Here is a 26,450-nt window from a genome sequence, read left to right as displayed (position 1 = left end):
GCGGACGACTCAGCCGAAGGCTTTCCCGAGCCGCCGCATCCCCTCCTCCAGCACGTCGCGCTGCTTGACGTAGGTGAAGCGGACCCAGCTGCTCAAGGCCTCGGACGTCGTGGAGCCGGGTGCGCAGAAGGCGGGCACGGGCACGGCCACCACGCCCGCGAGTTCGGGAAGGCGGCGGCAGAGTTCCGTCGCGTCGTCGAACCCCAGCGGGGACGCGTCGGCGGAGACGAAGTAGGTGCCCGCGGGCACCGCGACCTCGAACCCGGCGGCCGTGAGGCCCTCGCAGACGAGGTCGCGGCGTTCGGCCAGGGACGTGGCGAGTGCCCGCGGGACGGCGTCGTCGGCGAGCACCTCGGCGATCGCGGGCTGGAACGGCGCGCCGGAGGTGAACGTGAGGAACTGCTTCACGGTGCGGACGGCCGTGATCAGGTCGGCCGGACCGCTCACCCAGCCGATCTTCCATCCGGTGAGCGAGAAGGTCTTGCCGGACGACGACACCGTCAGCGTGCGCTCCCGCATGCCGGGCAGGGTGGCGACGGGGACGTGGCGGGCGTCGTCGTACACGAGATGCTCGTAGACCTCGTCGGTGACGACGACGGCGTCGTGCTCCCGTGCGACGGCGGCCACGGCCTCCAGCTCGGCGGGCGTGAGCACCGCGCCGGTGGGGTTGTGGGGCGTGTTGATCACGATCACGCGGGTGCGCGCGGAGGCGGCCGCGCGCAGGGCCGCGACGTCCAGCCGGAAGGTGCCGTCCCGCGGCAGGAGCGGTGCGGTGACGTGCGTGGCGCCGGACAGGGCGATGCACGCCGCGTGGACGTCGTAGAACGGCTCGAGGGTGAGCACTTCGTCGCCGGGTCCGGCGAGCGCCAGGACCGAGGCGGCGATCCCCTCGGTCGCACCGGTCGAGACGAGGACCTCCGAGTCGGGATCGAGGTCGATCCCGTAGTGGCGGTGCTGGTGGTCGGCGACGGCTCGGCGCAGCTCGGGCACGCCGTCCCCGGGGGCGTACTGGTTGCGGCCGGCGCGGATGGCGGCGATCGCGGCGTCCTTCGCCGCCTGGGGGCCGTCGACGTCAGGGAATCCCTGGCCGAGGTTGACGGCACCGGTCCGCGCCGCGAGGGCGGACATCTCGGCGAAGATCGTGGCGGCGACCGTGCCGTCGCCGGACATCAGGCCGATGGATCGGGCGACGGACTGCCAGGGACCGGGAGGGCCGACGGTGGTCATGGGCTCGACCCTAACGACTCGGTGTGGTGCGGGGAACGTCGTGCGGCGTGTCCGCTCGGCGGGCATCCACCGTCCGTCCACCGGCACCGTGCGCCGGGCTCCCGCGTCGCGGTGCTCTCACCAGGGCGTATGTGGAAAAGACCGTGGATCTGTGGATAACTCCGGCACGCCCTGTGGCGTGTCGTCCACAGGGCGCGGAAACACTGGTCCTCGGGACGGCCAACTCTGCACAGAGTTATCCACAGGTACTCGCCCGTGGCGAGCGGATTCGGACTCATGCCCCTACGCTCGACGGCAGCAGCGATCGGGGGGTCGCTGACCTGGGAACACACCAGCATAGTCAGGGGGACACGTATGCCCGTCGCTGCCGGGAGGAACGCCACGGCCGGAGTGGAGCCGGACGCCGCCGGCGGCGTCGCCGAACTGCCGCCCGACGGCGCGGCGGGTGTCGCCGTACTGGAACGTGAGGTGCGTGAACTCGTCCGCCGGCACGGCGTGGACCCGGTGGCCGAGACCGGCCGCCTCGAGGACCTGGTCCGTGAGGCGACGTCGGACTACGAGGAGCGGGCGGCACGCGGCGTCGTCACCCCGCTTGCCGACGTCGCGGCCGCCGCCCGCGAGGTGTTCGACGCCGTGGGCGGGCTGGGGCCGCTCCAGCGTTACCTCGACGATCCCGAGATCGAGGAGATCTGGATCAACGGGCCCAGCCAGGTGTTCGTCGCCCGCGGCGGCAGGAGCGAACTGACCACCACGATCCTCGGCGCCGGCCAGGTGCAGGACCTCGTGGAGCGGATGCTCAAGTCCACGGGACGCAGGCTCGACCTGAGCAGTCCCTTCGTGGACGCCTGCCTGCCCGGGGGCGAACGGCTCCATGCCGTGCTCCCGGGCATCACCCGCCGTGACCTGAGCGTCAACATCCGCAAGCACGTGGTGCGCGCGTCGGGGCTCGACGAACTGGTCCGCCTCGGCTCGCTGACGCGTCACGCGGCCACGTTCCTCGACGCCGCGGTCCGTGCGGGGCTCAACGTGCTGGTCGCCGGCGCGACCCAGGCAGGCAAGACCACCATGCTCAACGCGCTGGCCGGCTCCATCCCGTCGCACGAGCGTGTGGTCTCGTGCGAGGAGGTCTGGGAACTGCGGCTTCCGGTGCGTGACCAGGTCGCCATGCAGTGCCGGCAGGAGTCGCTGGAGGGCACGGGCGAGATCCCGCTGCGCAGGCTGGTCAAGGAGGCGCTGCGGATGCGACCCGACCGCATCGTCATCGGCGAGGTCCGTGAGGCGGAGGCGTTCGACCTGCTCATCGCCCTGAACTCGGGCATCCCGGGAATGTGCACCGTACACGCGAGTTCCGCGCGGGAGGCCGTCGGCAAGATGACCACTCTCCCGTTGCTGGCGGGAGAGAACGTCACCGACCGTTTCGTCGTACCGACGGTGGCGGCCGCCGTCGACCTCGTGGTTCACCTGGCCGTCGAGCGGGGGCACCGGGTGGTTCGCGAGATCCTCGCCGTCACCGGCCGCGTCGAGAACGGCGTCGTGGAGACCGCCACCCTCTTCCGGCGTGACGGCCAGGGGCTACGCCGCGCCGACGGCATGCCGCCCCATCCGGAGAGGTTCGCCGACGCCGGGATCGACGTCCACGCGCTGCTCGCCGGGCGCGGTCTGCGGGCCGCGGAAGTAGCCGGTGGTGCGGGCCCGGCCGGGCACGGCGGCGACATCGCCGCGGCGTTCGCCGGACGGGCTGCGGGGCTGGACCCGGTCCTGGGCCCCGAACCGGCCTCGGGCCACGAACACGGCTCGGCGTCGCGTGACGAGGGCGCCGTTCGGCCGGCCCACGCGCCGCGTAGCCGAGCAGGTCAGGAGCCGGACGCCCGGACCGGTGCCGCACCACGCGCCGTGTCGCCCTGGACGATCGCGGCGCGCACCTGATGGGCGTCGTCGTCGGCCTGCTCCTCGGAGCGGGCGTGTGGTGCCTCTGGTGGTCCTGGTGGGAAACGCCCTCCGGCCGGCGCCCCGGGGTGCGCACCTCCCGGACGCGCGAGCTGCTCAACCAGGCCGGTCTCGCGCACGTCTCGCCCTCGGCCCTCCTCGGCGCCACGGTGGCGGCCGCGTCGACCACCGCCGTCGTCGTGCTCGCGGCCACCAGATCACCCGCGGTCGCGCTCTGCTTCGCGGCACTCGCGTCGCTGGCACCCCGAGCCGTGCTCCGCGCGCGCTCCCGGTCCCGGCAGCGCGCCCTGCGTGCGCTGTGGCCGGACGTCGTCGATCACCTCGCGTCCGGTGTGCGCGCGGGGCTGTCCCTACCCGAGGCGGTCGCCCAGCTCGCCGAGCGCGGGCCTGCCGCCCTGCGCGAACCCTTCGCGCAGTTCGCACGCGACTTCCGCGCCTCCGGCCGGTTCGGTGACAGCCTCACGGCGCTCAAGGACCGGCTCGCCGACCCGGTGGCCGACCGGATCGTCGAGGCGCTGCGGATCACGCACGACGTCGGCGGGCGTGACCTCGGCCGGCTCCTGCGGACGCTGTCCGCGTTCCTGCGGGACGACCTGCGTACCCGGGGAGAGCTGGAGGCCCGGCAGAGCTGGACGGTCAACGGCGCACGCGTCGCCGTCGCGGGGCCGTGGCTGGTTCTCGCGCTGCTCGCCACCCGCCCCGGCGCCGTCGGCGCGTACGACTCGCCGGCCGGGGTGTGGGTCCTGATCGCCGGTGCCGCGTGCTCGTTCGCCGCCTACCGGGTCATGCTGCGGGTCGGGCGCCTCCCGGCCGAGGTGCGGGTGCTGCGATGAACGCGTGGGCAGCATGGGGTGGCATGGCCGGGCTCGGAGCGGGAGCGGGGCTGTGGCTGCTGTGGGCGGCGGCGAGGGCCCGCCGCCCCAGTCTGGTGGAGCGGCTCGAGCCGTATCTGCGTCCGCGTGCGGCGACCTCGGCCCTGCTGCACGACGGCGACCGCCCGCGTACCGGGCCGTTCGGGCTGCTCGTGGAACTGGTCGCCCTGCCTGCGGTCGCGGCGCGGCTGGAGCGCCTCGGCTCGCCGGCCGACGCGCTGCGGCGCCGACTCGACCGGGCGGGCGCGGACGAGACGGTGGAGCACTTCCGGGCGCGTCAGCTCACCTGGACCGTTCTCGGTCTCGCCGCGGGGCTGGGAGCCGCGATCCTGCTCGCATGGACGCGCCCCACCCCGGGCATCGTGCTCGCGGCGGTCGTCGTGCTCAGCGGTGGCGTCGGCTACGTGGCCTGTGATCAGGCGCTGGGCTGGGCCGTGCGCCGGCGGGAGGAGCGGATGCTCGCCGAGTTCCCGACGGTCGCCGACCTGCTCGCGTTGGCCGTCGCGGCGGGGGAAGGCCCTGCTGCCGCGCTCGACCGCGTGGCGTGCGGCACCACCGGGGAACTGTCCCGCGAGCTGACCCGCGTCGTCCGGGCCGTTCGCGCGGGGGCCGCGGTGCCGGACGCGCTCACCGCGATGTCGGCACGTACGGGCTGTGTCCCGCTGAGCCGGTTCGCGGACGCCGTGGCCGTCGCTCTCGAACGCGGCACACCACTGGCCGGGGTGCTGCAGGCCCAGGCGCAGGACGTCCGCGAGGCGGGCCGGCGTGTGCTCATGGAGTCCGGCGGGCGCCGCGAGATCGCGATGCTCGTGCCCGTGGTCTTCCTGATCCTGCCGGTGACCGTCATGTTCGCCGTGTTCCCCAGCCTCGCCGCCCTGCGCGTGGGGTTCTGACGCCCGAAGAGATCCGACGAAGGGATACCGAGATGCTGCCGACAGTCCACCGCGCGCCGCGGGGCCGCGCCCGCGACCCCGAACGGGGTGACGTTCCCGGATGGGTCCTGATCACCCTGATGTCCGCAGGGCTGGTCGTCGCCCTCTGGGCGGTCGCCGGCCCTCTCCTCGAGGACGCGTTCCGCCAGGCGATCAGTTCGGTGACGGGCAGCGGATGACGGCACGGCGCGAGCACGGTGCGGCGGTCGCCGAGACCGTGGTCGTCACGGGGTTCGTTCTCGTCCTGCTGCTCGGTGTCATCCAGGTGACGCTCGCCGTCCACGCGCGTGCCCTCGCGGTCGACGCCGCCGCCGAGGGCGCCCGGGTGGCAGCCCGCGCGGACCGCGGGCCGGCGGACGGGGTCGCCCGTGCCCGGGAACTCCTGACGGCGTCCCTGAACAGCTCGTACGCTCGCGACGTGACGGCCCGGGAGACCACGCTGGACGGGTTGCGCGTCATCGAGGTGCGGGTCACCACCCCGCTTCCGGTCATCGGCCTGCTGGGACCGGCCGAGGCCGTCACCGTTCGCGGGCACGCACTGGAGGAACCATGACGGGGGCCCGCGATCGGCGCGGTGCCGCCGAGGCGGGTTCGGCGGTCGTGGAGATCCTGCTCGCCGTGCTGCTGCTCGTGCCGCTCGTCTACCTCGTCGCCGTCGTCGGACGGGTCCAGGCGGGAACGTTCGCCGCCGAGACCGCCGCGCGGGAGGCGGTGCGGGCGGTCGTGACCGCCGAATCGGCGGACCAGGGGGCCGCGAGGGCGGAGGCCGCCGTACGGATCGCCCTCCGTGACCAGTCCCTGCCCGACGGCGCGGGGGCGCTCGACGTCGAGTGCGAGCACCCGGTGTGCCTGACCCCAGGGGGAGAGGTGGCGGCCGTGGTCCGTGTCTCGGTGCCGCTACCCCTCGTGCCAGGGGCGGTGGGGGCACACGTCCCTGCCGCGGTGCAGGTGGACGCGGCACACGTCGGCACCGTGGACCGGTACGCGGCGGTGCGGCCATGAGCCCCGGCCCTTCCTCGACGCGCCCCGCCGACCCGGAGGACGGCCGCGTATGGCTGCTGACCGCGACGTTCGTGATGTTCGCGGTGGCACTGACCGGAATGGTGGCGTCGGCGACGGCGGTCCACCTGGACCGCAAGCAGCTCGCCGGCCTGGCAGACTTGCTGGCGGTGCACGCCGCGCAGGCCGTCGACGAGCACCGGCTGTACGCGGGCGACCTACCGCCCGCCGGCCCACCCGGGACGGGTGGCCCCCTGGTGCTGGACGACCGCAGCGTGGCGGCCGCCGTCGAGCGGTACCTCGCCGCACATCCGGGCACCGCACCCGAAGGCCTCCGGGTCGTGTCGGCCACGTCGCCGGACGGCCGCTCGGCCCGTGTCGCTCTCGCGTCGCCGAGCCGGCCTCCGCTGCTCGGCTGGTTCACGGACGCGGCGTCGCCCATCGTGGTCACGGCGGCGTCGACGGCGAGGGCGTGGTGAGGGCGTGGGGAGGACGGGCCTCGCCGCGAGGACCCGTGCCGCCCTGAACGGGCGGCCGCCGTGCCTCCGGGGGCAGCTCGGCCGGGGCCGGTCGGTGGACCGGGCAGGTAGGCTGGATACTCGTGGCAACCATCGACTTCCCGTCCGAGATCAAGGGCCTGCGCGGCACCCTCGAGTCCATCGAGGCGGTCAGTGACCCCAGCGCGCTGCAGGGCAAGATCGCCGAGCTGTCCGAGCAGGCGTCGGCGCCCGACCTCTGGGACGATCCGGAGACCGGGCAGAAGGTGACGTCGGCGCTGTCGGCGGCGCAGGCCGAGCTCGACCGGGTGAAGAAGCTGGGGGCGCGGATCGACGACGTCGAGACCCTCGTGGAGCTCGGTGAGGAGATGGAGGACGAGGACTCCCTCCAGGAAGCGGAGACGGAGATCGCCGCCATCCGCAAGGATCTGGACTCGCTCGAGGTGCGCACGCTCCTCAACGGCGAGTACGACGCGCGTGAGGCCGTCGTCACGATCCGGGCCGGCGCCGGTGGCGTGGACGCCGCGGACTTCGCCGAGATGCTGCTGCGCATGTACCTGCGGTGGGCCGAGCGGCACGGGTACCCCACCAAGGTGGGTGACACGTCCTACGCCGAGGAGGCGGGCCTGAAGTCGGCGACGTTCGAGGTCAACGTCCCGTACGCGTTCGGCACCCTCTCCGTCGAGGCGGGCACGCACCGGCTCGTGCGCATCTCGCCGTTCGACAACCAGGGGCGCCGGCAGACGTCCTTCGCCGCGGTCGAGGTGGTCCCCCTCATCGAGCAGACCGACCACATCGACATCCCGGAGTCCGAGCTGAAGATCGACGTGTACCGCTCCTCCGGGCCCGGAGGACAGTCCGTCAACACGACCGACTCCGCGGTACGCATGACGCACATCCCGACGGGTGTCGTGGTCGCGATGCAGAACGAGAAGTCGCAGATCCAGAACCGCGCCGCCGCCTACCGGGTGCTCCAGTCCCGGCTGCTGCTCCTGCGGCGCCAGGAGGAGGCGGCGAAGAAGAAGGAGCTCGCCGGAGACATCAAGGCGAGCTGGGGCGACCAGATGCGCTCCTACGTGCTGCAGCCGTACCAGATGGTCAAGGACCTGCGCACCGAGCACGAGCAGGGCAACACGCAGGCCGTCTTCGACGGAGCCATCGACGACTTCATCGAGGCCGGCATCCGCTGGCGCCGCAACCAGCAGATCGCGGACTCCTGACGCCGTCGCCCCGACGTCCGCGGCGCCTTGTCGCGAAATTTCAGACCTTCCCCTGAAAGCCCCCGCGGGAGCCGCGACACGAAACGGGCCACCGGCGTGTCTCGCCGTGTGCGTCGGCAAAATCACCCTTAGCCTCGCAGTGGGCCGTCGCCGGTGGTGACGCCCACGGGCCGCCGGGCAGGGCCGGGGGCCGACGTCATCCGTGGGGGAGTGCACGTGATTAGGTTCGAGAACGTGTCGAAGGTCTACACGCGCGGTGCGCGGCCCGCCCTCGAGGACGTCTCGGTGGATGTGCAGCGCGGCGAGTTCGTCTTCCTGGTCGGGGCCTCGGGCTCCGGGAAGTCGACCTTCCTGTCCCTCGTGCTCCGTGAGCACCGGCCCACCCGCGGCAGCATCTACGTGGCCGGCCGCGACGTCGCCCGGTTGTCCGCCTGGCGGGTGCCCAAGCTGCGCCGCGAACTCGGCGTCGTCTTCCAGGACTTCCGCCTCCTGCAGAACAAGACGGTCTACGAGAACGTCGCCTTCGCGCTCAAGGTGATCGGCAGGCCTCGCTCCGCGGTGCGGGACACCGTCCCCGAGATCCTCGACATGGTCGGCCTGACCGGCAAGGAGAAGCGGATGCCGACCGAGCTGTCCGGTGGCGAACAGCAGCGCGCCGCCATCGCGCGCGCCATCGTCAACCGGCCGCAGATCCTCCTTGCCGACGAGCCCACCGGCAACCTCGACCCCACCACCAGCCTCGGCATCATGCGGCTGCTGGACCGCATCAACAGCACCGGCACCACGGTCGTCATGGCGACGCACGACGACGAGATCGTCAACGAGATGCGCCGCCGTGTCGTCGAGCTGTCCGACGGCGTCGTCGTGCGGGACGAGGCGTCCGGCGGTTACGGCGAACGCGAGTCGATCCTTCCCGACGTCGGCCGGTCCGCGGTCCTCGACACACCCACGGGCAGCGTCCGCCGGCTGAGTGCGATACCCCGGCCCGGCCAGCCCCGGGTCCGGGCGTTCACCCGCGGGGAGGCCTGAGACGTGCGATTCCAGTTCGTCGCCGGTGAGGTGGCAGCAGGCCTGCGGCGCAACACCACCATGGTGGTCGCCGTCGTCCTCGTGACCTTCGTCTCCCTCACCTTCGTGGGCGCCGCGGCGCTCCTGCAGAGCCAGATCGGCAAGCTCAAGGACGACTGGTACGACCTCGTCCAGGTCTCCGTCTTTCTGTGCCCTACCGGCTCGCTGATGCCGACCTGCGCCGCCGGCGAAGCCACCGATGACCAGATCGACGCGGTACGCGACGTCATCGACACCGAGCTCGCCGACGAGGTCGAGGCCGTCTACGTCGAGACCAAGGCCGAGGCCTTCGACGCCTTCACCGAGCGCTATCCCAACGGGTATCAGGGCACCCAGCTCACCGAGGACGACATGCAGGCGTCGCTCCGCCTCGAACTGGCCGACCCCGAGCAGTTCGCCGTGGTCAGCGACGTTCTCACCGGCCGCGACGGAGTCGAGCTCGTCGAGGACCAGCGCGCCGTCTTCGAACCCCTCTTCCGCACCCTCAACGTGGCGACCCTCCTCGCGGCGGGCCTCGCGGGTGTCATGCTCCTGGCCGCCGTCCTCCTCATCACCACCACCATCCGGCTCTCCGCCGTCTCGCGCCGCAAGGAGACCGAGATCATGCGGCTCGTGGGCGCGTCGAACCTGTTCGTCCAGCTGCCGTTCCTCCTCGAGGGTGCGATCGCCGCCGTCACCGGCGCGCTCCTCGCCTGCCTCGGGCTGTGGCTCGCGGTGCGTTTCCTGGTCACCGACTGGCTGGAACGCTCCGTCGACTGGGTGGCCTACGTCGACTCCGGCGACGTGCTCACCGTCGCGCCGTTCCTCGTCCTCGTGGCGGTGGCGCTCGCGGCGGTCAGCTCCGTCGTCACTCTCAACCGGTACACGAGGATCTGATGATGTCGCACCGAAATCTGGCACGAGCCGTCCCGGTGGCCCTCGCACTCCTGCTGGCCCTCGGCGGCGGTACCGTCGTCGTCCCCGCCGCGGCCGACGACCTCGACGACCAGCGCGCCGCCGCGGAGGCGCGGGCCGAAGCCAAGGAGCGGGAGCGGGAGGAGCTCGAGAGCAGCCTCGAGCACACCGACCAGCGGCTCGCGGAGGCCGCGCTCGAGCTCAACGACGTGGAGGCCCGCCTGCCGCTCGCCGAGGCCGAGCTGGCCCAGGCCGAGGCCGGACTGGAACAGGCGGAGCGGGAGGCCGCGATCCTCGCGCAGCGGCTCACGGACGCCCAGTCCGAGGAGGCCAGGATCGTCCGCCAGATCGCCGACGACGCCGGCAAGGCGGACACGGCGCGGGAGGACATCGTCCAGATGGCGCGGGAGGACTTCCGGTCTTCGGGCACGACGACGGCGCTCGGGCTGGTCACCGGCGCGCAGACCACCGAGGAGTTCCTCGCCGGGTACGCCGTCTCCTCCTCGGCGGCGCGGAGCCAGGCGCGGGCACTGGCCGAACTGCAGGACTCCGCGGCGCAGGCACGCAACCTCAAGGCCCGCCTCACCGCGATCCGCGAGACCGTCACGGAGCTCAAGACGCTCGCCGACGAGAACGTCGAGCGCAAGAAGCAGGCCCGCGAGGAGGCCGCGACCACGAAGGCCGAGATCGAGAGCCTCATCGGGGAGCAGCGGCAGCTCAAGAACCGCATCGAGCGGCGCAGGGCCGCCGCGACCCGTTCGCTGGAGGAGACCGAGCAGGCGATCAGCTCGATCGAGGCGGACCTCAAGGAGATCATCGCCGAGCAGCAGGAGCGTGACCGGCAGCGCGCGGCCAGCCGGAGCGGGCGGGGAAGCGGCGGGTCCGGCGGCGACGGCGGGTCGTCTGGCGGGTCGCCGGGGACGGCGTCGTACCTGACGTGGCCGACGGCGAACCCCGTGGTCACCTCCTCCTACGGAATGCGTTTCCACCCGGTGCTGAACTACTGGCGGCTGCACGCCGGCACGGACTTCCGCGCCTACTGCGGTACCCCCATCCTGGCGGCGAACTCGGGCACGGTGCTGTACGCGCGCACCATCCAGGGACTGGGCAACCAGGTGCTCATCGACCACGGCTACACCGGTTCGGGCAACAGCCTCATGTCCAGCTACAACCACCTCACGAGCTGGGCGGTCTCGCCGGGGCAGCGCGTGACGCGGGGCCAGGTGATCGGCTACTCGGGGACCACGGGCACCTCCACCGCCTGCCACCTGCACTTCGAGGTCTACGTCAACGGGTCCACGGTGGACCCGATGACCTACCTCTGAGTCCGGCCTCGCGCCCTAAATCACCGGACGGGGCGGTTGACGGCGCGTATCCTGGAACGTCGCGCGCGAACCCGGACGGACGCCGGTCCGCTGGACGTGCCGATGTGATCGGACGTGGAGGGAGACCATGGCGAAGGGCGCCAAGAAGAAGCAGAAGCCCGAGGACCCGCGCAAGATCGTGGCGAACAACAAGAAGGCACGCCACGACTACGTGATCGAGGACGTCTTCGAGGCGGGCCTCGTGCTGTGGGGCACCGAGGTCAAGGCGCTACGCATGGGGCGCGCGTCCCTCGTGGACGGCTACGTGCACGTCGACCGGGGAGAGGCCTGGCTGGAGGGCGTGCACATCCCCGAGTACTTCCAGGGCACCTGGAACAACCACTCGCCCCGCCGCAAGCGCAAGCTGCTGCTGCACAAGGACGAGATTCTGCGTCTGCAGGCCAGGGCGCACGAGAAGGGCCACACGGTGGTGCCGCTGTCGCTGTACTTCCTGGACGGCCGGGCCAAGGTCGAGATCGCGCTCGCGCGCGGCAAGAAGGAGTACGACAAGCGCCAGGCCCTGCGCGAGAAGCAGGACAACCGCGAGGCCCTGCGCGCCATGCGCCACCGCGAGAAGCTGAGCTAGGGCATGCCGGGGCCGCGCGTCGTCATCACCTACTGCGTCCGCTGCAAGTGGCTGCTGCGTGCCCAGTGGTATGCCGCGGAGCTGCTGCAGACCTTCGAGTCCGAGGTCGGTGAGGTCGCCCTGCGGCCGGCCGCCAAGGACGTCGAGGCCGGCGTCTTCCGGATCCAGGTGTTCGGGTCCGACGACGACGCCGCGCCCGTCACCGTCTGGAACCGCAAGCGCGACGGCGGGTTCCCCGACATCGCCGAGCTCAAGCGCAGGGTCCGCGACCTGGTTGCGCCGCAGATGGCGCTCGGTCACGCGGATCGCGCGGCCGAGGGCTGACGGTGAGGATCGTTCTCGCAGCCTGATCGTGCCGGGGCCTGATCTGGTGGCTCGTGGTCTGGTGGCTGCGCACGTGATCATGGTCGGGCTGTGCCCGATCGGCGCGTCGGCGCTCCCTGTTATGCCTGTGACCTGGGCGTTCGTGGACGACGGCGGTCGTGGCGCGGTCCGGAAATAACGTGACGGGCCCGCGTGTTGATCCACTAGACTGAGTACCTCGCCGAAGTCCACGGGCATCGGCGGGGCGTTGACAACTCAACATGGGGCTGATCGGTTTCGACGGTGGTCGTGCTTCGAGGGGAAGCGGGCCGAGGATGCAGACTTATCTCGCTAACGATGTCTGCAAACCAATAGTTGCCGATACCAACTCGCGCAACGACTTCGCCCTCGCCGCCTGAGGCGAGCCCGAAGTCCGTCGGCCCGGGGGTGCTCTCACCCCGGTAGCCGGCGTCATCTTGAGAGCCACTGCTGGTAGTCCACGTCACCGGGACTACCGGGACTTCTAGGTGACTGAGCCCGTCCGCGAATGAGTCTGCGCAAGCGCGGGGGCCGAGAAAAGCCATAGCAGACTGCGCCCGGAGAAGTCCTCGAAAAGCGACACCGGACCCGGGTTCGATTCCCGGCAGCTCCACTCGACGAGGGGCGAGCTGTGTCCGCGGAAAGCGTGGACCGGCTCGCCTCGTCATGTTTCGTGGGGGTGCAACCCCACACCCCGCCCCCGGGCCCCCGCCTGGGTATCGTTCGGTGTGAAGGGCTTGGGACGTGTCCACCACCGTCCGGGCACATTCCACGGCTCGCAGCCGTGTGAACGGCTCCTTGGGCTCGCTCTCGGTGATCTCGTCCTCGTCGATGTCGAGGGCAAGGGAGATCGCCCGGGGCGGGCGGCGGATCCTGTCGGGGGCCACGCCGTGGCGTGTTCAGCCCGTTTCGGACGCGTGCTCGTACCGGCTGACGGGGACCGCGAGGGGGCCGATCCCCAGGCTGCGGCGCACCGCCTGGTAGAACTGTTTCTGCTGGCTGCGGATCTCCCGGTCGAGCGGTTCCCAGTCGGCAGGGTCGAACCTGTCGAGGTCCCGGATCTTGTACTCCAGATTTCCGGTCGCGTGCCACATCCGGCCGCCGGTGGCCACCGTGTCGTCGTCGGCGATCAGGCACAGCGACTCCCAGGCCAACATCCGCCGGTAATTCGCCGCCTGCAGGCGTGTGTGTCCCTCGTCGGCGTCGAGCGGGGGAGACTTGTCACCCTGCCGCAGGTGCACCGTCATGCTGGCCAGTGTCTGGACGATCTCCCGGATCGACGCGACGTACTCGGCGCTCACGTCGAGCACCTGCTTGTCGAACCGAACCCGCTGTTCCCGGCGCCAGCGTGCGGCGTCGGTGGCCGCGGTCGTGACCAGCGTGCCGACGACGCCGATCACCACTCCGACGAGGGTGGGCAGCTGCGTGAGGAAGGCATCCACCCGGCAAAGCTACCATTAGAGACATATAGCACTAAGTTCTGGGTGTGACGGGCTGGTGGAACGTCGTGCCCTGTGGGGGTGCAACCCCCACACCCCGCCCGGGGGTACGCCCCCGGACCCCCGCGGTGGTCGCGTTGTTCGAGTAGCGTCCCTGCAGGCGGCGTGTGCCCTTTCGGGCCACGCCGTCTCGTCATGTCTTGCGGGAGCGGAGCCCCCACGCCCCGCGCCGGGGGCGCGCCCCCGGGCCCTCGGTCGTGATGGGGTGGCCGCTCACTTCCGCGACAGGTCCACCAGGGGAACGGTGAACTCTCGCTTCCGCAGCAGGCCGGGGGATTCCACCACCGCTTCCATGCCGGTCCAGCCGCGCCGGATCGCCTTCACCACACCTTCGGACCCGTGCTCCGTGCTCGATGCTCCGGTGACCCGGACCTCGACACCGGTGGCGATCGCGTCGCCCATAGCGTTCTTCTCTCTGTTGTTGCTCCGGCCGGGCCGGCGCGCGTGACACGTGTCGCGCGGTCAGAAGCCCGGCTCGATGGTGGGGGAGAGCCTGCCAGCGAGAGAAGAATGCCGTCAAGAATAATTGAGATGTTGCTGTTGGACGCATGTCCAGCATTTCTGTTCGTACATTTCTTGACGCACGGGGGTCAATTCCGTAGATCGTAGACGTGCCCTGGTCAGCGCGGATTTGCGCCTCCCTGCCCGGGCGCAGCGGTGCCCGCGAGCGGCTGCGCCGCCCCGGTCCGCGAGGTGGCGGAACGGGGCGGCGCGGCCAGTCGGTGCCACTCCACGGCGTCGGTGTCACTCCATGGTGCAGGGCGTTCCGTTGAGCAGGACGGTGGTCGGCGGGACCGGGGTCCCCGTGCCGATGAACCCGAAGCTCCACGTCGCTCCCGGCGCGAGATCGGGGGCCCACCCGGGTGCGACGACGGTCACCGCCGAGCCGGCCTGCGTCGCCGTCCCGCTCCACGCCTGCGAGATCGTCTCGCCGTTCGTGAACTCCCACGTGACGACCGCGTCCTCGACGGTCCCGGTCCCGGTGTTCGTCACCGAGACCTCGCTCTGGAAGCCGGTGTCCCACTGGTTGACGACGGTGTACACCGCCGTGCAGGAGATCGCGCCCGGGTCGGGGGCCTGGGCGGTGGTGAAGGTCGCCACGGCACTGGCCTGCGAGGCGTTGCCCGCGTTGTCGGTGGCGACCACGGTGATCTCGTAGCTCGTCCCGGCGTCCAGGCCGGTGAGCGTGTACGCCGCGGTGGGGGTGGCGGCCACGACCGCTCCGTCGAGGAGTACCTCGTACGAGGCGACGCCGGATCCGTCGTCGGTGGCGGGGGCCCAGGTCAGGGTCGCGCTGTTCGCGGTGATGTCGCTCACGACCGGGGTGCCGGGTGTCGTGGGCGGCGTTGTGTCGGGTGACGGCTCCTCGGCCGTGGTGAAGGACGTCGTGGCGCTAAGGTCCGACGTGTTGCCGGCGTTGTCGGTGGCGACGACGGCGACCTCGTAGGTGGTCTCGGCGTCCAGCCCGGTGAGGGTGTGGGCAGGGGTCGTCGTGGTGGCCACGACCGCTCCGTCCAGCAGTACGTCGTACGAGGCGACGCCGGATCCGTCGTCGGTGGAGGGCGTCCAGGTCAGGGTGGCGCCGTAGGCGGTGACGTCGTCGGCCACGGGGGTGCCCGGCGTCGTGGGTGCCGTCGTGTCGGGTTCGGCCGGCCCCGGTTCGGAGCCCCACAGCAGCTCGGTGCCCTCGTAGAGCGTGATCCGGTCGTTCTTGGCCGGGTCGGCGCCGACCGCGGTGTAGGACCAGTCGTTGCTCGGATCCCACACGTCGGCGGTCACCCGGAACTGGATCTCGCGCCGGTGCTGCGACTGACCACCCGGGTACACGGGCGAACCGGAGCAGTCGATCTCGACGTAGTACTGGTCCCCGCCGGCGTGGCCGACGGCCGCCGCACCGTCGGGGCACTCGGTGTAGTTGGTGGAGGCCTGGATCGTCGCCGGGTCGGCGCCGGCGTCGAGCGTGAACCAGTAACGCACCCGCACGTCGTCGAGCACGCGCGCGGGGAAGGCCGACCGGTTGCGCACCATCGCCTTGATCTCGGTGAACTGGGTGCCTGGCTGGTTGAGGCTCGACTCGACGAAGAACTCGTCCTGGTCAGGGGTCTCCGGCTGGGGGAAGTCGGCGAGCGGGGTGCCGCCGTACTCGTCGACCAGGTACGCGAGGGCCGAGGTGAAGCCCGCGTTGTAGTCGGTGGCGACCTCGTTCGACACGTAGTCCGACCGGTCGTCGGTGTACGAGTCGTCGGGCGAGCCCGGGCCTCCGACCAGCGCGCCGTAGAGCGTGTGCCGGGTCTCGGCCGGATCGGTCAGCGAGTCGAGCCAGGACCCGTGGGCGGTGCGGTGGTGCGGGTCCTGCGGCGGGTTCTCGCCGAACCCGACGACGTACGACGAGCCGCGCGGATTGTCACCGAGCGCGTAGTCGATCTGACGCTCGCCGAAGTCCTGGTAGGTCTGCGCGCGCGTCGTGTCACCCTGCTGGGCGAGCCAGTCGCCGTAGGTCAGGGCGACGAACGCCGTGTTCGCGGCGTAGCGCAGCGAACCCCACGTGTCCAGGTGCGCCTGGCCGCCGGGGGAGTAGTCCACCCGCTCACCGTTGTACCCCGTGGTCCAGTAGTCGAGCCATCGGTTCGCGTCCTCGACGTACCGTTGATCGCCGGTGGCCTGCGCCAGCAGCGCGTACGCGCCGTAGGACTTGTCGTCCCACGCGACCGTCCAGCGGTAGGCGCGGGTGTCGGTCTGCGGCTCGGTCCCCAGGTGGTCGTACTCCGCCTCCGCCTTCGCGAGATAGGACGGGTCGCCCGTGGCCTCGTAGAGCCAGTAGGCGCCCCAGACCAGCTCGTCCTGGTAGCCCGACCACGAGTTGTAGAAGTTCCCCGCGGGGACGCAGTCCGAGTACTCGCCCCGGTACGTGTCCGCGAAGTCGTAGAGCTGTTCGGCGTGCGTGACCAGCTCGGCCGCGTACGCCGGGTCGGAGTCCGCGAAGACGACGGACGACGCCGCCATCGCGGCCGCCGTCTCTCCCGCGACGTCGCTGCCCGGGCACGACGCGTCGACCTTGTAGGCCGGACGTTCCATCTGCATCGCCTCGGCCGGTCCCCACCACTTGTGATCGGCGTCGCCGTCGCCCACCTGCGCGTAGAGCACGTTCGGCTCCGGGTGTGCCTTGATGAAGTAGTCGTTGACCCAGCGCAGCGAGTCCAGCAGCTCGTCCTGCTGGCCGGAGGCCGTGTAGCCGCCGGGACTCTCGATCGCCCCCCACGCGAGCATCGTCGTCGTGAACGCCATCGGCAGGCCGAACTTCACGTGGTCGCCCGCGTCGTACCAGCCGCCCGTCAGATCGAGCCCGACGTCGGCGCCGTCGTCCAGGGCGGAGTCGCCGCGCCAGTTCACGCGGAAGTCGTCGGGAAGGTCGCCGGAACGCTGGGCGTCGTAGAAGAACAGCGATTTCTGCAGGACCTCGGCGTAGTCGTGCTCGCCGGCCGCGGCGGCCGACGGCGCGACGCCGGCCGCCCCGGCGGTGAGCAGAGCACACGTCGCCGTGAGCGCGGTGGCCCGCGCCGCCGCGCGCCGTCGTGCGGTGTCTCGTGGGTGCATGGCTACCTCTCGGAATCCGCCCGCGTCCACGTCGACGCAGGTCCGTTCGACACTTTCGCCAGGTGCCCAGCGAGCGGCAAGGAGCGGCCGGAGGCCGAAACGTTTAGCCGTCCGGTCCCCGCCCACGTCCCGTGCCCCTGGCCCCGCTCCCGCCGTCCGTTCTCCCGCCGTCGGGTCACGGTCCGGTGACGATGTGTCACCGCGGAGCAACGGACGGCACGGCCCGGCCGTCTCCACCCATGACGAACGGCACGTGCGAGTTCCCCGGCAGGGGGAGAAGCGGTCGGCGGCGAGCGGCAACGGCCCGGGCCGATCGCGGTGCCGCCATATGGGAGGAAGATCGATGGACGACGGCGTGACACGCAAGATGACGATCGGCACCCTGGGGGTGGTGGCGCTGGCGGCCGCGCTCGTCACGGCCGGTAGTGGCGAGGCGGTCGAGACGACCGCGGACGCCGCCACGCCGTCGGCCACCAGCGACACGGAGGGGTCGGGCGGTCTCCTGTCGGCCGCCGGCCTGGAGTCGGCGCTGGACGCGCGACGCATCGCCGAACAGGAGCAGGCCGCCGAGCGCCGAGCCGACGCCGCGAGGGCCGCCGAACAGGCGAAGGCCCGCGAGGAGGCCCGGGCGGAAGCCGAGGCGGAGGCGAATGCGGAGGCGAAAGCCCGGGCGGAGGCGAAGGCACGGGCGCAGGCCGAGGCGCGGGCCAAGGCCGAGGCGGAGCGGGAGGCCCGCCTCGCCGAGATCACCCTCGGCGAGCGTGGCGAGCACGTGGCGCGGATGCAGGAACGCCTGCGGGAGCTCGGTTACCAGGTCGGCGCCGCGGACGGGGTGTACGGCGCCGAGACGTGGCAGGCGGTGGTGGCCCTCCAGAAGGTCGCCGGCCTGGGCCGGGACGGTGTGGTGGGGCCGGCCACCAAGAAGGCCCTGGACAACGGCGTCGTCCCCGTCTCGCGGTTCGGCGGCACCGGGGTGGAGGTGGATCTCGGCCGGCAGGTGCTGCTCATCGTCGAGAACGGCACGGTGATCCGGACGTTCAACGCGTCGTCGGGCAACGGCGAGAGCTACGAGGCTCTTGGCGCGCGCTATGTCGCACACACCCCGAGCGGCAGCTACTCCGTGTACCGGCAGGTCGACGGGATCCGGGAGTCGTCCCTCGACCTCGGCAGCATGTACCGGCCCAAGTACTTCACCGGCGGCATCGCCGTGCACGGCTCACCGTCGATTCCGGCCTACCCCGCCTCGCACGGCTGTGTGCGTGTGTCGAACGCCGCGATGGACTGGATCTGGTCCTGGGGCGCCTCGATCGGCACCCCGGTGCACGTGTACTGAGCGAAACGCCGCATGGCGGCGGCCGGCCCGTCGCGCGGCGGTGAGCGAGAACCCGCGGGCGGGCCATGCCCTCCGCCGGGCCGAGGTCTACCATTTCGGGCCGCTTCGTGCGCGGGCACCGCCCGCGTCACGTGACGCGAGTCGGCACTAAGGTTGCACTCCGTGACCCACCACGAACTCGGTCTCGTTCCCGCACCCGTGTCGCTGGAGACCGGGAGCGGTACGGTCACGCTCGGCGACGGAGCACGGGTGGTCGCGGACGCCTCCCTTCGCCCCGCGGCGCGATGGTGGCGCGGGGTCACCGAGGCGGCGTTCGGGATCGACCTGGTGCCCGGCGGTGGGACCGCGGACGAACCCGACGTGAGCTTCGATCGGGTCGACCACCTTCCGGCGGGCGGCTACCGCCTGCGGGTCTCGCCCGCTCCGGCCCGTGACCCGGATCCGGTGGACGACGGGCGGCTTCGCCCCGTGCAGGGTCCGGCGGTGCCGCCGGCGGACCGCGTGGCGCCGCCGCGCGCGCGAGTCAGGGTGGAGGCCGCCGACCTCGACGGCGCCCATGCCGCGGCACAGACCCTCCGGCAGCTCGCGGGGACCGCCGCGTACCGCCGGGCAGCCACGCGGTCGCGCGCCGACCTTCCCGTCGTCAGCCTCACGGACCACCCCCGCTTCCCTCACCGCGGCGTTCTTCTCGACGTCGCACGGCACTTCCTGCCCAAGCACGACGTACTGCGCTTCGTCGACCTCGCCGCGACGCACAAGCTCAACGTGCTGCAGCTCCACCTCACCGACGACCAGGGCTGGCGGTTCGAGGTGCGCCGCTATCCCGAGCTGACACAGGCCGGCGCGTGGCGCGCGGAGTCCACGGTCGGAACCTGGCGTACCGGCACCGGTGACGACACGCCCCACGGCGGCTTCTACACGCAGGACGACCTGCGTGAGATCGTCGCCTACGCGCGCGACCGCGGAGTCACCGTCGTCCCCGAGATCGACGTGCCCGGACACGTCGAGGCCGCCGCTGCCGCCTACCCGTTCCTCGGTACCCGGAAGGACCGGCGCGGTGTCCGTACCACCTGGGGCATCAGTGAAGACGTGCTCGACCCGTCCCACGAGTCGCTGTCGTTCTTCCGGCACGTGCTCGACGAGGTCGCGGAGGTGTTCGACGCGCCGTGGATCCACCTCGGCGGCGACGAGGTGCCGCCGGACCGCTGGCAGGGGACACCGGCCATCCGCGCCCGGGCCGCCGCGCTCGGCCTCACGCGACACGACGGTGCCCCCGACGTCACCCGCCTGCACGGCTGGTTCCTGGCGCGTCTCGCCGCCCACGTGCGGTCCCTCGGGCGGCGGGCGATCGTCTGGGACGAGGCGTTCGGCCCGGACCTGCCGCGCGACGTCGTGGTCATGGCGTGGCGGTCGGGCAGCCCGAGCGTCGCGTCACGTGCCGCCGCGGCCGGGCACGACGTCGTCGTCGCACCCGAGGCGGCGTGGTACCTGGACCACCGCGGTGGTGACCACCCCGGCGAACCGGTCCCGGTCGGCTTCCTCCGCACCACCGAGGACGCCCTCTCCTACGACCCGGGCCCGTTCCTGCCCGCCCGGCCGGCCGCGACGGACCGCAGCGGCGCGCCCCACGGGCGGCTGCTGGGCGGGCAGGCGCAGGTGTGGACCGAGCACCTCGACTCCGCCCGCCGCGTCGACTACGCCACCTTCCCACGGCTGGCGGCCGTCGCCGAGGTGCTCTGGTCGCCCGAGGCCGACCGCTCGCCCGGAACGCCGTCGTCGGCGCAGTTCCTGGACCGGCTGGCCCGGCATCACCTGCCACGGCTCGACGCGTACGGCGTCGAGTACCGGCCCCTCGCCGGACCCCTGCCGTGGCAGCGCAGACCCGCCGTACGGGGCGCGCCGCGGGACCTCCCGCGCGAGATGGCCGAGGCGCGCGACGCCGAGACCCGCCTCCACGGCGCCGAGGCGGGGGCGCTCGCGGACCTCTTCCTGCGGCCCCGGGCCCCCCGTGCGGCCGCGGTGTCCGGCAGCGGGCCCCGCACGGAGCACGTCACGACGATCCGCGCGGCACGGCTGCCGCTGCCCGGCGGCTCGCTGTCCGAGCCGGTCGACCTCCACCTCGCCGACGGACGCGTCGCGCTCGTCACGCGTGCGGGCACCGGCGGCGCCCTCGACGGTCGCGTGCTCGACGCGGGCGGACGCGTCGCCCTGCCGGGGCTCGTCGACGCGCACTCGCACGCCGAGGGCGTGGTGTTCGAGCCGGAGGTGCAGCTGGCACTCCTGCGGCAGGGCGTGACGACCGTCGTCACCGGTCAGGACGGCGTCTCGTACGCGCCCGGCGACGGCCGGTGGCCCGCCACCTACTTCGCGGCGATCCTCGGCGACCACCCGCGGTACCGCGGTCCCCGGGTCCGCGACCTGCTGGCCTCCTACGACGGTACGGTCCCGGTGAACGTCGCCTACCTCGCCCCGCACGGCACCATCCGGCACGAGGTGCTGGGGGACGACCCCAAGCGGGCCACGAAGAAGGACCTCGCGCGCATGCGCGGGCTCCTGCGGCAGGCGCTCGCCGACGGCGCGTGCGGGCTGTCCACCGGCCTGGAGTACGTGCCCGGCGGGTACGCCGACGAGCGCGAACTGGTCACGCTCACACAGGTCGTGGCGACGCATGGACTGCCGCACGTCAGCCACATGCGCGGGTACGAGGACAAGGCCGGTGACGGGTTCGCCGAGCTGGTGCGGGTCGCGCGGGCGTCCGGGGCGGCCACGCACGTGTCGCACTACCACGGGCCCGCGGCCGAGCTCGCCGGCTACGTCGACGAGGCGCGGGCCGAAGGGCTCGACGTGACGTTCGACTCCTACCCGTACCTGAGGGGATGCTCGATCCTCGCGATGGTCTCGCTGCCCTCCTGGCTGCCGCTCGCGGACCCCGAGGCCACGGTGACCGCGCTGCGGGATCCCGCGGTGGTCGCGCGGCTGCGGCGCGAGCACTTCGCCGGGCTGGCCGAGCTCTGGCCGCGGATCACGTTCGCGTCGGTCCCGGAGCGCGGGCACCGCAACCTCACCTGGGCGGAGGGGCGCACGCTGCCCGACGTCGCCCGGCTCCTGGGCCTCGACCCCGCCGGCGCCGTGATCGAGATCCTCGTGGCGACCGGCCTGCGGGCCACGTGCGTGTTCGCCCAGCCGCCCACGAACTCGGCGGAGTCGGTGCGGGCGCTCGCGAACCACGCGGCGCACCTGGGCGGGTCTGACGCGATCTACCTGGGCGGACGTCCGCATCCCCGGGGCTGGGGCGCGTTCGCGCGGATGCTCGCCGAGCGCGTCGGCTCCGGCGACTGGTCGTGGCACGACGCCGCGGAACACCTGTCCGGCAGGGCGGCACGTCGTTTCGGTTTCGCCGGGCGCGGTTCACTCGCCGCCGGCTCCGTGGCCGACGTCGTCCTGGTCGATCCGGGCACGGTCCGCGACCGCGCCACCTATGACCTGCCGCGCGTGGTCGCCTCGGGCGTCGACGACGTCCTGGTCCGCGGCGTCCCGGTACTCTCGGACGGCCACCTGACGGAAGCCACCCCGGGCCGCCCGGTACGCCCCGTGCGGCGGCGATGATCCGGCACAATCTCCCCGTGCGCATCGACGACTTCTCGCTGTCCTGGCCCCTGCTCACCGTCGACCGGGCGGCGCTCGAGCACAACATCACCTGCGTGGCCGACGTGTTCTCGGAGGCGGGCGTGGAGTTCGCACCGCATGTGAAGACGCACATGTCCACGGGGATCTACCGGCGTCAGGCGGCCGCCGGTACCTGGGGCGCGACGGTGGCCACGCCCGGCCAGCTCCGGGAGGTCGTGTGGTGGGGCAAGGTGGGACTGCGCACGCGCGTCCTGCTGGCGAACGAGCTCACCGACCCGCGCGAGGCCCGGTGGCTGCGCGCCGCGCTGGACGCGGGCGAGGTCGAGGAGGTCTGGGTCTACGTCGACTCGCCGGAGGGCGTGGCCCTTCTGGACGCGGCGTTCGCCGAGGCGGTGTTTCCCGAGCGGCTCGGCGTGCTGGTGGAGGTCGGCGTGCCGGGCGGACGCACCGGGGTGCGGTCGATCGCCCAGGTCGCGGCCCTGGCCCGGGAGGTGACCCAGGCGGGGCTGCGGCTCGTCGGCGTCGCCGGGTACGAGGGGCCGGTGGCGGGCGGCACGAGCGCCGGCGAGCTCGACGCGGTGGCGGCCTGGTGCCATGACCTGCGCGCGGCGGGCGCCCGTGTCGCCGGCCTGGTGCCCGGCGAGGTGGTGCTCAGCGCGGGCGGGAGCGCGTTCGCCGACGTCGTGCTGCGCGAGCTGACCAAGCCGCTGAGCGATCCCGCCGGCGCGACCGTGGCGGCGCGCGTGGTGCTGCGCTCGGGCGCGTACGTCGCCCACGACCACGGCCACTACCACCGCGCCGACCCGTGGCGCCGGCTGGGTGCCGGCCCGCTCCGACCGGCGCTGACCGTCTGGGGCCAGGTGCTGTCGACGCCGGAGCCGGGCCTGGTCATCTGTGGGACGGGACGGCGCGACGTGTCGTCGGACCTCGACCTGCCCGTGCCGCTGGTGGTCCGCACCGTGGGCGACGACGGGCGCCTGGGCAAGGCTCGTGACCTGCCCGACCGCTGGGGCGAGGTGACCGCGCTCAACGACCAGCACGCGTTCGTCCGGGTGACCCCGGACGCGGCGCGGGAGCTCCGGCCGGGCGACGTCGTCGGGTTCGGCGTCTCCCATCCCTGCACGACGTTCCAGCTCTACCGGACGGCGTACCTGGTCGACGGCGACGAGATCGTCGAGCCGCTGCAGCTCGCCTTCCACTGAAGCACACCGCGAGAGGAACCCCATGACCAAGGAAGCCATCCGCACCGACTCCGCTCCCGCCCCCGCGCACGTCTTCCACCAGGGCGTCCGCAAGGGCCCGTTCGTCCAGGTGAGCGGGCAGGGTCCCGTCGACCCGGCGACGGGGGAGTACGTGCACGCCGGTGACGTCGCCGCGCAGACCACGCGCACGCTGGAGAACGTGGCCGCGATCGTGGAGGCGGCGGGCGCGACGTTCGACGACGTCGTCATGCTGCGGGTGTACCTCACGTCACGGGACGACTTCGCCGCGATGAACGAGGCGTACGGCGCGTTCGTCACCGAGCGCTGCCCGTCCGGCGTGCTGCCGAGCCGTACCACCGTGATGGTGGGCCTCCCGCGTGAGGAGATGCTCGTCGAGATCGATGCCCTGGCCGTCACGGACTGAGGGCGGCGACCGGCGGCCCGGTGACAGGCTCCGCCACCAAACGGGGTTGCCGGTCCCTCCCGTGCGCCCGAACGGGTGAAAAGCGGGCCGGTGCAGCGCTTCCGCCGGTCAGCGGCGGTGTCAAGGTTCGGTTGCGGTCCGCGCGAGGGACTGGACTTTGCGTGCCCGACGATGTTCAGTAGGGGGCCTAACTTATAAGTCGGCGCACAGGGGAGCCGACGTGACGCCAGGCGTGTGATGCGCCGGCCCCGTCGGAAAGGTCCCCGCATGAAGAAGAGTTCTCGTCTCCTGGTGGTCGCCGCGACCGTGGCGTTCGCGGCCCTGGCGGGTTGCGCGCCCGGTCCCGCGGGGGCCGGGCCGAGCGCCTCCGGCGGTGACCGGCCCACCACGGTGCGTGTCTGGCTGGCGGGCCAGGACACGCCGCAGGCGGCCATCGATCACCTGACCCGGACGTTCGCCCGCGAGCACCCGGACGTCGAGCTGCTCGTGGAGCGGCAGTCCTGGAACGGGCTGGTCGAGGTGCTGACCGAACGTCTGAGCGGCGGGACGCACCGCGTGGCGCCCGACGTCGTCGAGATGGGCAACACCCAGTCGGCCGCCCTCGACGCCGGAGGGCTCCTCGCGCCGATCACGCCGGAGCAGTACGAGGAACTCGGCGGTGACGACCTCCTGCCCGGTTTCGTCGAGGCCGGCACCTACGACGGCGTGCGCTACGCGCTGCCCTACTACGCGGGCTCCCGGGTGATCTTCTACTCGGAGCAGCTCCTCGGGGACCGCCCGGTGCCCCAGACCCTCGACGAACTGGTGGAGACCGCCGTCAGCATGCGGACGGCGGAGTTCTCGGGCATGTGGATGCCCGGGCGTGACTGGTACAGCGCGCTGCCGTTCATCTGGGAGAACGGCGGCTACGTGGCGGAGCGGCGGGACGACGGGACCTGGGACGCGGGCTTCTCCTCGCCCGGCGGGATCGAGGGCATGCGGCAGGTGCAGCGGCTCATGACGGCCGCGTCCAACGCACCCGCCGGTGACGACGGTACCGACCTGGTCCAGCCGTTCTGCGCGGGGGTCGCGGGCTTCGTCTCGGCGCCGACGTGGATGCGGTGGGAGATCCAGGCGCCGGAGGAGCCGGAGGACGGCGGGGTGCCGGGCTGCGCGTCCACCTACGGCAAGGACCTGAGGGCCATTCCGCTCCCGGGGAGCGAGCCGGGGGAGGTGGCGCCCGTGTTCGCGGGCGGGTCGAACATCGCGATGGCCGAGGAGTCCCCCAACCCCGAGCTCGCCTACGAGGTCATGCGCATCATGCTCGGGGACGAGTACCAGACGATCCTCGCGGAGAACGGCCTGATCCCCGGACGCCGGTCGCTGGCGGACGCGGTGGACCAGTCCGATCCGATCGCCGCGGCGGGGGTGGCCGCCGCGCAGGGGGCCCGCCTCACCCCCGCCACGCCCAAGTGGGGCGACATCGAGGACCACGGGATCATCCCCGCGGCCTTCGCGCGCCTCGCCCGGGGCGCCGATCCCGTCACGGTCGCCCAGGACCTCGATGCGCAGATCGAGTCGATGCTCAACTGGCGCGTCGGCGGGTGAGATCCGGTAACGGTCAGGTAACGGCACCGTCCGGGAATAGACAGAACGCTGTTAATCAGGTGTACTAACAAACATGCCGACGACGACACGCAGCAGCGGAAGAGTGGGGGCGCGTCTGCGCGCCACCTCCAAGGTGCTCCCCGAGCACGCCCGGGCGCACAACCGGTCGCTCGTGCTGCAGCACCTGTTCCACGAGGGGCCGACGTCGCGCGCCGACCTCGCGCGGGCCACCGCGCTCACCCGCGTCACCATCTCCGACCTCGTCTCGGTCCTCATCGCGGAGGGTCTCGTCGAGGAGCTGGGCACCCGCCCCGGCCAGCGCGTCGGCAAGCCCGCGATCCTCGTCGGCCTGCGCGGCGACGCCTTCCAGATCGTCTCTCTCGACCTCACCGACGCCGCCCAGATGCGCGGCGCCGTGATCAGCCTGACCGGCCAGGTCGTCGAACGCCGCACCCTCGACGTCGACGGCCGCACCGGCGAGGAGCTCACCGACCTGGTCGCCCGCTTCGCACGCCTGCTCGTCGCCCAGGCGACCTGCCCCGTGCTCGGCATCGGCGTCGGGTCACCCGGCGTCATCGACGACCACGGCCGCGTCATCGAGGCGCCGAACCGTGGCTGGTACGACGTCCCGCTCGCCGAGGTCCTCACCGACCGCATCGGACTGCCCGTCCAGGTCGCCAACGACGCCAACACGGCGGCACTCGGCGAGTTCACCTACGGCGGTGCCGCCTCCGGGATGCTGCTGCTCCTCGTCGGGCTCGGCGTCGGCGCCGGGATCGTCGTCGACGGCATCCGGGTCCACGGCCTCCGCTTCGCCGCCGGCGAGCTCGGGCACACCACCGCCGTCGACGACGGCGAACCGTGCGCCTGCGGCCGCCGTGGCTGCCTCGAGACCGTCCTGTCCACCCGCGCGCTGCGCAGCGCCGTCGAGGACAAGGACCCCACTACTGCTGACGCCGACCTCGCGGAAGTCGGAAGGGTGCTCGGAACGACCCTGGCACCCGTCGTCAGCGCGCTGAACCTCGCCGAGGTCCTGCTGAGCGGTCCCGCGGACCTGCTCGACGGACCCTTGCGGGAAGCAGCGCAGGAGACGCTCCAGCAGCGGACGATGCCGGCGGTCAGCGCCGGGCTCCAGCTGCGGATGTCGTCTCTCGGCCAGGACGTGGTGCTTCTCGGTGCCGCCGTCCTGGTCCTGTCCGCTCAGCTGGGGGTGTCGTGAGCACACAGGAGTGGTCA

Annotated in this window: 22 protein-coding genes, 1 other RNA gene and 1 pseudogene; 20 read left to right on the top strand and 4 right to left on the bottom strand. The window is 72.4% G+C overall.

The genetic code is table 11. From position 1 onward, the window contains the following. Positions 1–9: 9 nt before the first annotated feature. A complete protein-coding gene (locus tag J0911_RS02580) occupies positions 10–1,227 on the bottom strand; it encodes a pyridoxal phosphate-dependent aminotransferase (protein WP_207273827.1) in 1,218 nt (405 codons plus the stop codon). 354 nt (positions 1,228–1,581) lie between these two features. On the opposite strand from J0911_RS02580, the pseudogene J0911_RS02575 reads away from it, so the two are divergent. The 14 genes and pseudogenes from J0911_RS02575 to ssrA all read left to right on the top strand — a co-directional run. Beyond that, positions 1,582–2,880, top strand: a pseudogene (locus J0911_RS02575) (TadA family conjugal transfer-associated ATPase); the annotation flags it as partial. Between the two features lie 272 nt (positions 2,881–3,152). Further along, positions 3,153–4,007 carry a type II secretion system F family protein gene (locus J0911_RS02570; RefSeq protein WP_207273825.1) on the top strand — a complete coding sequence of 285 codons (855 nt, stop codon included), beginning with the start codon at positions 3,153–3,155 and terminating at the stop codon, positions 4,005–4,007. Next, positions 4,004–4,939 (top strand): type II secretion system F family protein, encoded by a 936-nt coding sequence (locus tag J0911_RS02565; RefSeq protein ID WP_207273824.1) that lies wholly within the window; start codon positions 4,004–4,006, stop codon positions 4,937–4,939. Before J0911_RS02570 ends, J0911_RS02565 begins: the two co-directional genes overlap by 4 nt. Before the next feature lie 32 nt (positions 4,940–4,971). Continuing rightward, entirely contained in the window at positions 4,972–5,157 is a 186-nt protein-coding gene (locus J0911_RS02560; protein WP_207273823.1) for a hypothetical protein, read from the top strand. Continuing rightward, positions 5,154–5,531 (top strand): TadE/TadG family type IV pilus assembly protein, encoded by a 378-nt coding sequence (locus J0911_RS02555; protein WP_207273822.1) that lies wholly within the window; start codon positions 5,154–5,156, stop codon positions 5,529–5,531. Before J0911_RS02560 ends, J0911_RS02555 begins: the two co-directional genes overlap by 4 nt. Beyond that, positions 5,528–5,980, top strand: coding sequence for a pilus assembly protein (locus tag J0911_RS02550; protein ID WP_207273821.1), 453 nt, complete (start codon positions 5,528–5,530; stop codon positions 5,978–5,980). Before J0911_RS02555 ends, J0911_RS02550 begins: the two co-directional genes overlap by 4 nt. Further along, positions 5,977–6,456, top strand: a complete 480-nt coding sequence (locus tag J0911_RS02545) for a hypothetical protein (protein WP_207273820.1) — start codon at positions 5,977–5,979, stop codon at positions 6,454–6,456. The genes J0911_RS02550 and J0911_RS02545 overlap by 4 nt, the downstream gene beginning before the upstream one ends. Before the next feature lie 122 nt (positions 6,457–6,578). Further along, positions 6,579–7,694 carry a peptide chain release factor 2 gene (gene prfB, locus J0911_RS02540; protein WP_207273819.1) on the top strand — a complete coding sequence of 372 codons (1,116 nt, stop codon included), beginning with the start codon at positions 6,579–6,581 and terminating at the stop codon, positions 7,692–7,694. 216 nt (positions 7,695–7,910) lie between these two features. After that, positions 7,911–8,723, top strand: a complete 813-nt coding sequence (ftsE, locus tag J0911_RS02535) for a cell division ATP-binding protein FtsE (protein WP_207273818.1) — start codon at positions 7,911–7,913, stop codon at positions 8,721–8,723. 3 nt (positions 8,724–8,726) lie between these two features. Further along, positions 8,727–9,638 carry a permease-like cell division protein FtsX gene (ftsX, locus tag J0911_RS02530; RefSeq protein ID WP_207273817.1) on the top strand — a complete coding sequence of 304 codons (912 nt, stop codon included), beginning with the start codon at positions 8,727–8,729 and terminating at the stop codon, positions 9,636–9,638. Between the two features lie 2 nt (positions 9,639–9,640). Next, complete coding sequence (locus J0911_RS02525; RefSeq protein ID WP_242636167.1) at positions 9,641–10,981, top strand: peptidoglycan DD-metalloendopeptidase family protein; 1,341 nt, start codon at positions 9,641–9,643, stop codon at positions 10,979–10,981. Between the two features lie 127 nt (positions 10,982–11,108). After that, the gene (gene smpB / locus J0911_RS02520; protein WP_207273815.1) at positions 11,109–11,606 is read left to right on the top strand and encodes an SsrA-binding protein SmpB; all 498 of its coding nucleotides are present in this window, start codon (positions 11,109–11,111) and stop codon (positions 11,604–11,606) included. A 3-nt stretch (positions 11,607–11,609) separates the two neighbouring features. Continuing rightward, a complete protein-coding gene (locus tag J0911_RS02515; protein ID WP_207273814.1) occupies positions 11,610–11,930 on the top strand; it encodes an Rdx family protein in 321 nt (106 codons plus the stop codon). Between the two features lie 262 nt (positions 11,931–12,192). Further along, positions 12,193–12,564: a transfer-messenger RNA gene (gene ssrA, locus J0911_RS02510) on the top strand. 283 nt (positions 12,565–12,847) lie between these two features. On the opposite strand, the gene J0911_RS02505 is transcribed toward ssrA, so the two are convergent. The 3 genes from J0911_RS02505 to J0911_RS02495 form a co-directional block, all read right to left on the bottom strand. Beyond that, a complete protein-coding gene (locus J0911_RS02505; protein WP_207273813.1) occupies positions 12,848–13,390 on the bottom strand; it encodes a hypothetical protein in 543 nt (180 codons plus the stop codon). 270 nt (positions 13,391–13,660) lie between these two features. Beyond that, positions 13,661–13,849 (bottom strand): hypothetical protein, encoded by a 189-nt coding sequence (locus J0911_RS02500; protein ID WP_207273812.1) that lies wholly within the window; start codon positions 13,847–13,849, stop codon positions 13,661–13,663. Positions 13,850–14,191: 342 nt separating this feature from the next. After that, positions 14,192–17,041: a glycoside hydrolase family 9 protein gene (locus J0911_RS02495; protein ID WP_207273811.1), complete on the bottom strand. Its 2,850-nt coding sequence runs from the start codon at positions 17,039–17,041 to the stop codon at positions 14,192–14,194. A gap of 343 nt (positions 17,042–17,384) precedes the next feature. On the opposite strand from J0911_RS02495, the gene J0911_RS02490 reads away from it, so the two are divergent. The 6 genes from J0911_RS02490 to J0911_RS02460 all read left to right on the top strand — a co-directional run bounded on the left by J0911_RS02490 (position 17,385) and on the right by J0911_RS02460 (position 26,433). Beyond that, positions 17,385–18,374, top strand: a complete 990-nt coding sequence (locus tag J0911_RS02490) for a L,D-transpeptidase family protein (RefSeq protein ID WP_242636166.1) — start codon at positions 17,385–17,387, stop codon at positions 18,372–18,374. 162 nt (positions 18,375–18,536) lie between these two features. Further along, positions 18,537–21,980, top strand: coding sequence for a family 20 glycosylhydrolase (locus J0911_RS20115; RefSeq protein ID WP_307864874.1), 3,444 nt, complete (start codon positions 18,537–18,539; stop codon positions 21,978–21,980). Between the two features lie 17 nt (positions 21,981–21,997). Next, the gene (locus J0911_RS02475; protein WP_207273810.1) at positions 21,998–23,203 is read left to right on the top strand and encodes an alanine racemase; all 1,206 of its coding nucleotides are present in this window, start codon (positions 21,998–22,000) and stop codon (positions 23,201–23,203) included. Between the two features lie 22 nt (positions 23,204–23,225). Continuing rightward, on the top strand, positions 23,226–23,627 hold the full coding sequence (locus J0911_RS02470; RefSeq protein WP_207273809.1) for a RidA family protein: 402 nt from the start codon (positions 23,226–23,228) through the stop codon (positions 23,625–23,627). A gap of 267 nt (positions 23,628–23,894) precedes the next feature. Beyond that, a complete protein-coding gene (locus J0911_RS02465; protein ID WP_207273808.1) occupies positions 23,895–25,214 on the top strand; it encodes an extracellular solute-binding protein in 1,320 nt (439 codons plus the stop codon). A gap of 73 nt (positions 25,215–25,287) precedes the next feature. Then, complete coding sequence (locus J0911_RS02460; protein ID WP_207273807.1) at positions 25,288–26,433, top strand: ROK family transcriptional regulator; 1,146 nt, start codon at positions 25,288–25,290, stop codon at positions 26,431–26,433. Positions 26,434–26,450 lie beyond the last annotated feature (17 nt).

The organism is Myceligenerans salitolerans (assembly GCF_017349295.1).
Taxonomy (GTDB): Bacteria; Actinomycetota; Actinomycetes; order Actinomycetales; family Cellulomonadaceae; genus Myceligenerans; species Myceligenerans salitolerans.
Note: the sequence above shows the minus strand (reverse complement) of the source record. Positions and strands in the feature narration are given on the sequence as shown.

Excerpts from the sequence above, each read along its gene's own strand:
- J0911_RS02580 (WP_207273827.1), bottom strand. The coding sequence starts at position 1,227 with ATGACCACCGTCGGCCCTCCCGGTCCCTGGCAGTCCGTCGCCCGATCC.
- J0911_RS02570 (WP_207273825.1), top strand. The coding sequence starts at position 3,153 with ATGGGCGTCGTCGTCGGCCTGCTCCTCGGAGCGGGCGTGTGGTGCCTC.
- J0911_RS02565 (WP_207273824.1), top strand. The coding sequence starts at position 4,004 with ATGAACGCGTGGGCAGCATGGGGTGGCATGGCCGGGCTCGGAGCGGGA.
- J0911_RS02560 (WP_207273823.1), top strand. The coding sequence starts at position 4,972 with ATGCTGCCGACAGTCCACCGCGCGCCGCGGGGCCGCGCCCGCGACCCC.
- J0911_RS02555 (WP_207273822.1), top strand. The coding sequence starts at position 5,154 with ATGACGGCACGGCGCGAGCACGGTGCGGCGGTCGCCGAGACCGTGGTC.
- J0911_RS02550 (WP_207273821.1), top strand. The coding sequence starts at position 5,528 with ATGACGGGGGCCCGCGATCGGCGCGGTGCCGCCGAGGCGGGTTCGGCG.
- J0911_RS02545 (WP_207273820.1), top strand. The coding sequence starts at position 5,977 with ATGAGCCCCGGCCCTTCCTCGACGCGCCCCGCCGACCCGGAGGACGGC.
- J0911_RS02525 (WP_242636167.1), top strand. The coding sequence starts at position 9,641 with ATGTCGCACCGAAATCTGGCACGAGCCGTCCCGGTGGCCCTCGCACTC.
- smpB (WP_207273815.1), top strand. The coding sequence starts at position 11,109 with ATGGCGAAGGGCGCCAAGAAGAAGCAGAAGCCCGAGGACCCGCGCAAG.
- J0911_RS02515 (WP_207273814.1), top strand. The coding sequence starts at position 11,610 with ATGCCGGGGCCGCGCGTCGTCATCACCTACTGCGTCCGCTGCAAGTGG.
- J0911_RS02500 (WP_207273812.1), bottom strand. The coding sequence starts at position 13,849 with ATGGGCGACGCGATCGCCACCGGTGTCGAGGTCCGGGTCACCGGAGCA.
- J0911_RS02495 (WP_207273811.1), bottom strand. The coding sequence starts at position 17,041 with ATGCACCCACGAGACACCGCACGACGGCGCGCGGCGGCGCGGGCCACC.
- J0911_RS02490 (WP_242636166.1), top strand. The coding sequence starts at position 17,385 with ATGGACGACGGCGTGACACGCAAGATGACGATCGGCACCCTGGGGGTG.
- J0911_RS02470 (WP_207273809.1), top strand. The coding sequence starts at position 23,226 with ATGACCAAGGAAGCCATCCGCACCGACTCCGCTCCCGCCCCCGCGCAC.
- J0911_RS02465 (WP_207273808.1), top strand. The coding sequence starts at position 23,895 with ATGAAGAAGAGTTCTCGTCTCCTGGTGGTCGCCGCGACCGTGGCGTTC.
- J0911_RS02460 (WP_207273807.1), top strand. The coding sequence starts at position 25,288 with ATGCCGACGACGACACGCAGCAGCGGAAGAGTGGGGGCGCGTCTGCGC.